We start from the raw sequence: 5,839 nt of genomic DNA, 5'->3' as shown, positions 1-5,839 counted from the left end.
GATTACTTCGACACGAAGGGTAATCTCGAGTTCTACAGGAGTCTTGCGCAGGAGACGAGCGGCGACGTGCTCGAGCTCGGCGTCGGGACGGGGCGCGTACTGTTCGAGATCTGCAAGGACGGACGGGACGGCATCGGCATCGACAACGAGCCGGCCATGTTGCGCCAGGCGAAGATGAAGCGGCGCGTGGAGTGCCCGAACATCTCTGGACGCTGCCGGCTGCTCAAGGCCGACATGCTCTCGTTCGACCTCGGAAGGACGTTCGGGTTCGTCTATGCTCCGTCGGGTGGCGTGCAGGGAGACAGCGCGGAGGACCTGCGGGGGATCTTCCGGACGACGGCCGACCACATGGACGACGACGGCGTCTTCGCCTTCGATGTCTCGTCGCCGTGGTCGCTCCGTCGGGTCCGGTCGTTCAAGCCTGAGCGCGTCGAGCTGCCCGGCGGCCGCGTCGTCATCCGGTTCATCGCTCAGACGTGGAACGAGGCGGACGATACCACCTCGTTCGACATCCTCTACAAGGAACACCTGCCAGGCACGACGAGAACCGACTCGTTCGTCGAGTCCGCGACCATCGCCGTCGTCACACCCGAGCATGTCGCGGAGGCGCTGGGCTACGCCGGGCTCTCGCATCACGAACTCTACGGCGACTTCAAGCGAAGCCCGTACACCGACGAGAGCAAGTGGATGGTCGTCGTGGCGAGACGATGAGCGCTACGGTTTCTTGATGATCATCACCGGGTGCGACCCGCCCTGAACGAAGTCGTTCTTCCCGTGACTGAAGATCGCGTAGCGGTACTCGCCATCCTCCGCCTCGTCTGGGACGGTCACTCCGATATCGCCCGTGCTCCTGTTGGTGAGCTCGCGGCTCTCGAACACGTCCTCGTGCGGGAACCAGATGCTGACCGTGTCGCTGCCCGCCTGCCAGACGACGGTATCGCCCGGAGCCGCCTCGGCCGGTGCTGCGACGGGGATCTCGTCCACGACCGTGATGGGGATCTGGACCGTCTTCGGTTGCTGTGACATGAGACCTTCCTTTCAGGCGCGCTCCCGTTCCGGCTGAAGCGCATCGGCTGCCGCGTCAGGTCGCTCCGCGGCGTACTAGAGGAGTTCCTCCTCTCCACCTCGCTGGATAAGCCGCTCGTACTCGGTACTCGAACAGAGCGCTCTGAGTCCCGGGGTGCGCTCGATCTGCGCCCGGGAGTAGCCCAGCTCTACGGCCCTTCCGATCCACTCGAGCGCCGTCCCCCGTTCCCCCAGCACCTCGTACGTGTGTCCGACATGGAACAGGACCTCCGGGTCGTCCGGCGCCAGAGCCAGTGCTCTGTCGGCCCGCTCGAGCGCCTCCTCCCGACGTCCAAGCTCGCCGTAGTATGAGGCGAGGTGGGAGTGAGCGTGCGCGTTGTGCGGGTCGACGGCGCAGGCGTCCCGGGCCTTCTCCGCAGCCCGTCGGTACATCTCCATCGCGCGGTCCCGCTGTCCGGGCAGCCACAGATAGGCCGCGGCGGCGTTCCCCCAGACCCGATAGTCGCTGTCGTCCATCGAGAGGGCCCGCTCGTAGAGTTCGGCCGCGTCGGCGTAGCGTCCCTCCTGGAACGAGAGCGTGGCCAGGTTGGAGTAGGACGAGTAGTCCGGACGGATCTCGATCGACCGCGTCAGCGCCTCGCGGGCCTCGTCCCAGCGCTCGAGGTAGTAGAAGACGGCGCCGAGCGCCGAGTGGGCCGGTTCATGTCGGGGCGCGCTCGCAACGACCGCCTGGAGCTCGGGCACCGCGTCCTCGCACCGCCCGCGCATCGCCAGGAACACACCGAGGTCGTAGCGGCGGCGCCAGTCCGCCGGGCTCCGCGCGATGCCGCGGCGAAGAAGCTCCTCGGCCATACCGTTCTCGCCGCGCGCCTCCAGCGCCGACACGAGTCCCCGGCGCGCCTCGAGCGAGAGGGGGTCGGCGGCGAGGGCCTCTCTGAACGAGTCCGCGGCGAGGTCAACCTGCCCGCTCTGGAGCCGGATGTTCCCCAGGGTCACGTGGGGGAGCGCCAGGTCGGGAGCGAGCCGTGCGGCGAGACTGCACGACCCGACGGCGGCCGCGGCGTCCCCGAAGTCCGCCGTCTCGAGACAGAGCTCCCATCGAGCCCGTCCGAGAGCAGCATGGGCCAGGGCGAAGGCGGGATCGGCATCGACGGCGCGCTCGAGCAGGCGGACCGCGCTCTCCCGGCCTCCCGGTCGTACGAGCAGTCCAAGGCCCTCGATGTACGTCTCGAAGGCCGCCGGGACCGTCGTCCCACCGGGAAGTCCCGGTCCGTCCCCGTCACCGGCGACCTCGAGCATCGTCAGCACGCCGGCCGCCAGGCTGTCCTCGAGCACGGCGACGTTGCCGACCCGGTCGTCGAACTCCCGGAACGCGATGGTCTCCCCGTCGGTCGTGTCGACCAGTCTGAGACCGCAGTGAACGACGTCGCCCCGCCTGTCGAGCTGGCCGGTCAGTGCCAGGGTCGCCCCGGCCCTGGCCCTGGCGTCGGCCGGCTTCGTGATGCCCCGCTCGACGGCCATATCGACCGGGAGAACGACGAGACCGTCCTCGTTCTCCTGGAACGCGTGGAGCGTGAGGCCGAGATGGGAGAGGAGGCCCAGTCTGAGGCGCTCAACCCCCGCCGCGTCTCCGGTCCCCTCGAGCGGCAGGACCGCCACGATGCGCGGCGAAGGGAGAGGTCGGTCGACAGCGGACCCTGTGAGGACCTGCCGGACGGCCGGGTGTGCCACGAGGCCGAGCACGAGTGCCGCGATAGAGACCCCGATCCAGAGTCGGGCGCCCGAACGGGAGGTCCTCATCGTCCGTGTGACGGCGGTCCGGTCGGACGCCGGCGCTCCCGCGATCCGGTCGAGCTCGTCGGCGAGTGCGGCCGCGCTCTTGTAGCGGCGCTCGGGGTCCTTCTCGAGACACCGACCAACCACGCGCTCCACCTCGGGCGGGACGTCATCACGCAGGACGTGGACCGGCGGGGGCTTCTCCGTCAGTATGGAGTGGATCGTGCCCTGCGGAGTGTCGCCGCCGAAGGGCGTCGTCCCCGTCAGGAGCTCGTAGAGCGTGACCCCGAGCGACCAGATGTCGGTCCGCTGATCGACGTCGCCCCCGGCCTGTTCGGGCGACATGTACGCGGCCGTCCCGACGGTCGTTCCCGCGACGGTCAGTCCCTCTCTCCCGGCCAGCTTCGCCAGCCCGAAGTCGAGAATGCGGACGCCGCCGTCGTCCGTGATGAAGATGTTGGCCGGCTTGACGTCCCGGTGGACGATCCCTCGTTCGTGGGCCTTCTGGAGCCCGCGGGCGACGGCCGCGGCGACACGCACCGCCTCGAGCACCGGCAGGGGTCCTTCCTCGAGACGCTGCTCGAGCGTCTGCCCGTCGTAGCAGGCCATGCAGATGTAGAGGCGGCCGTCGTCGGTCTCCCCGATGTCGTGGACCGTGCAGATGTTCCGGTGGTTGATCGAGGAGGTCGTCTTCGCCTCGCCGATGAAGCGCTGCTTGGCGGCCTCATCGCGGGTGAGCTCGGGGGGCAGGAACTTGAGCGCAACCTCGCGATCGAGATGGGTGTCGACGGCCCGGTAGACCACGCCCATGCCGCCCGAGCCGATCTTCTCGGTGATCCTGTAGTGTCCTACGAGCCGGCCGATCATGCTCTCACCCCGCGCCGGCCCCCGGCGTCAAGGCCAACGCGACGACCGGTGGCCGGGTCGAGCGCGGGTCACCCGCCTCGGGCAGAGGACAACGCTCTTCGGTCAGACGGCGGAAAGCGGATGGTTAGCGTTCACTAACCAGCATAGCAGATGAAGCTCGGGAAGCGCAAACGAATCGCGCGGGAGGGCTTCATCCGGGCTTCGCCGCGACGTCGACCGGACCGGTGTGCGACGCCTCCCGGAGCGCGCCAGGGGCGGCCTCTGGCGGCCGCCCCGTCGGTCGTCACGGGTGCACGGCTGTCCGGCTATCCGTCCATCCCGCAGTACAGGTCGATCTGCGTCCGAAGGACGTCGAGGCTGGCATCCCAGAAGCTCTTCGAACGGACGTCGATGCCGTACTCTGAGGCGATCTCCGGTATCTTTCCCTCTCCGGTGCTCCTGAGGAGCTCCTTGTAACGGGGGATGAACTCGTCGCCCTTCTCCTCGTAGATGGCGTACACGCCGAGTCCGAAGAGGAGCCCGAACGCATAGGGGAAGTTGTAGAAGCTCAGTTCGTGCGAGTAGTAATGGGGCTTCCAGAGCCACATGTAGCTGTTGAGATGCTCCTGGTCGAGCCCGTCCCCGTACGTCTGCCGCTGAGCATCGAGCATGATCTCGCAGAAGTCGTCGGCCGAGAGCTCCGCCTCATCACGTCTCCTTATGACCTCCGACTCGAAGAGGAACCTCGAGTAGATGTCGACGATGACCTGGCTGCCGTTGACGAGCTGGTTCTCGAGAATGCCCAGCTTCTCCTCCTTGGTCGCCGCCGCGAGAGCCGCGTTCGTGACGATCGTCTCGCAGAAGATGGAGGCCGTCTCGGCCAGCGGCATCGGCGAGCCGGATCGAAGTCTGGGAAGACCGACCTGACAGTGATTGTGAAACCCATGCCCGAGCTCGTGGGCGAGCGTCGAGACCTGGTCGAAGCTCCCGTCGAAGTTAGCGAGGATGCGCGACTCGTCGACCTTCGGCACGCGCATGCAGTAGGCTCCGCCCGTCTTGCCGTCTCTCGGCTCGGCATCGATCCAGTGCTGCTCGAAGGCGTTCTTCGCGAAGTCGGCCAGTTCGCCGGTGAACGTCCCGAACTGTGAAACGATGAAGTCGCGGGCCTCGTCCCAGCTGTAGGAGAGCTCCGCGCTGCCCGTCGGTGCCGTGAGATCCCACCACGCGAGCTTCTCCTTCCCGAGCTTCTTCGCCTTGCTCCGGAAGTAGCGACGGAAGTCACCGAACGAGTCACGCATCGAGGCGAGCAGTGCGTCGAGCGTCTCGCGGTCCATTCGGTTCTGCTGGAGCGTCTTGTCGAGGACGCTCTCGTGCCCGCGCCGCTTCGCGAGCGTGATGGCCGTTCCCTTGACGCAGTTGAGCGCGAACGCCACCGGCTCGCGGACCCGCTCGTACCCCGCGAGCTCGGTCTCGTAGGCCCTTCGCCTGACGCTCTCGTCGGGCGAGTTCGACATGTTGCGTATGACGGTGATCGGCAGCTCCTCGGTCTCGCCGCCGGGCTTCTCGAAGGGCATCTTGAGCTGGCTCGTCACCGTGCCCTGGAGCTTCCACATTGCGCCGCCGCCCGACACCACGAGCTCGGACGCGAGGTCCTCCAGCGGCGTCTCCATTCGGAAGCGGCTCTCCTCCGCTATGTCGGCCAGCGCTACCCTGTGCTCCTTCGTCACGGGCGCCTTCTCGGCGATCTCGTCGAGCGACGACTCGAGGGAGCCGACCCACGCCTCGAAGCGCACGAGGATCTTCCGGGCGCGGATGCTGACCTTCTCGAGCTCGCTCATCCGCCGGGCAGCCGTCTTGTTGTACGAGTCGGTCGTAACGAAGCCGTAGATGTACGCCTCGAGCGTCGCGCGGAGCCGGAGCGTCTCGTTGAGCTTCGTGATGAACGCGTCGAGGACGTCCCCGGCGTGTTCGGTGTCGTCCGGCGGCCGTTCGAGCTCGCCGATGTGGTGCTCCTCGATCATCTCGTCGAGCTCGCCGAGCTGCTTCTTGAAAAGCTCGAAGTCGGACTCGAAGTCGTCCGACTCAAGGCTCCGGTAGACGCTCGCAAGGTCCCAGTGAGGCAGTCGTTCGTTCTTCGGCATAGCATCCTCCTTCTTGGCGCCGTGAATCGTTGTCGTAGTGTATCATGGCG

The 5,839-nt window shown here is 67.2% G+C and carries 4 protein-coding genes; 1 reads left to right on the top strand and 3 read right to left on the bottom strand.

The genetic code is table 11. The features are described from left to right. A partial coding sequence (locus tag GF405_01325; GenBank protein MBD3366796.1) for a methyltransferase domain-containing protein occupies positions 1 to 711 on the top strand: 711 nt, incomplete at its 5' end. Positions 712 to 714: 3 nt separating this feature from the next. Here the strand turns inward: GF405_01325 and GF405_01320 are convergent. The 3 genes from GF405_01320 to GF405_01310 all read right to left on the bottom strand — a co-directional run bounded on the left by GF405_01320 (position 715) and on the right by GF405_01310 (position 5,789). Further along, positions 715 to 1,026, bottom strand: a complete 312-nt coding sequence (locus tag GF405_01320; protein MBD3366795.1) for a hypothetical protein — start codon at positions 1,024 to 1,026, stop codon at positions 715 to 717. 75 nt (positions 1,027 to 1,101) lie between these two features. Next, a complete protein-coding gene (locus GF405_01315) occupies positions 1,102 to 3,669 on the bottom strand; it encodes a protein kinase (protein ID MBD3366794.1) in 2,568 nt (855 codons plus the stop codon). A 305-nt stretch (positions 3,670 to 3,974) separates the two neighbouring features. Then, positions 3,975 to 5,789: a M3 family oligoendopeptidase gene (locus GF405_01310; GenBank protein MBD3366793.1), complete on the bottom strand. Its 1,815-nt coding sequence runs from the start codon at positions 5,787 to 5,789 to the stop codon at positions 3,975 to 3,977. Positions 5,790 to 5,839: the final 50 nt, after the last annotated feature.

The sequence above is a fragment of the Candidatus Effluviviaceae Genus V sp. genome (genome assembly GCA_014728125.1).
GTDB lineage: Bacteria > Joyebacterota > Joyebacteria > Joyebacterales > Joyebacteraceae > WJMD01.
Note: the sequence above shows the minus strand (reverse complement) of the source record. Positions and strands in the feature narration are given on the sequence as shown.

Bases quoted from the DNA above. Each gene is read 5' to 3' on its own strand.
- GF405_01310 (MBD3366793.1), bottom strand. From the start codon at position 5,789: ATGCCGAAGAACGAACGACTGCCTCACTGGGACCTTGCGAGCGTCTAC.
- GF405_01320 (MBD3366795.1), bottom strand. From the start codon at position 1,026: ATGTCACAGCAACCGAAGACGGTCCAGATCCCCATCACGGTCGTGGAC.
- GF405_01315 (MBD3366794.1), bottom strand. From the start codon at position 3,669: ATGATCGGCCGGCTCGTAGGACACTACAGGATCACCGAGAAGATCGGC.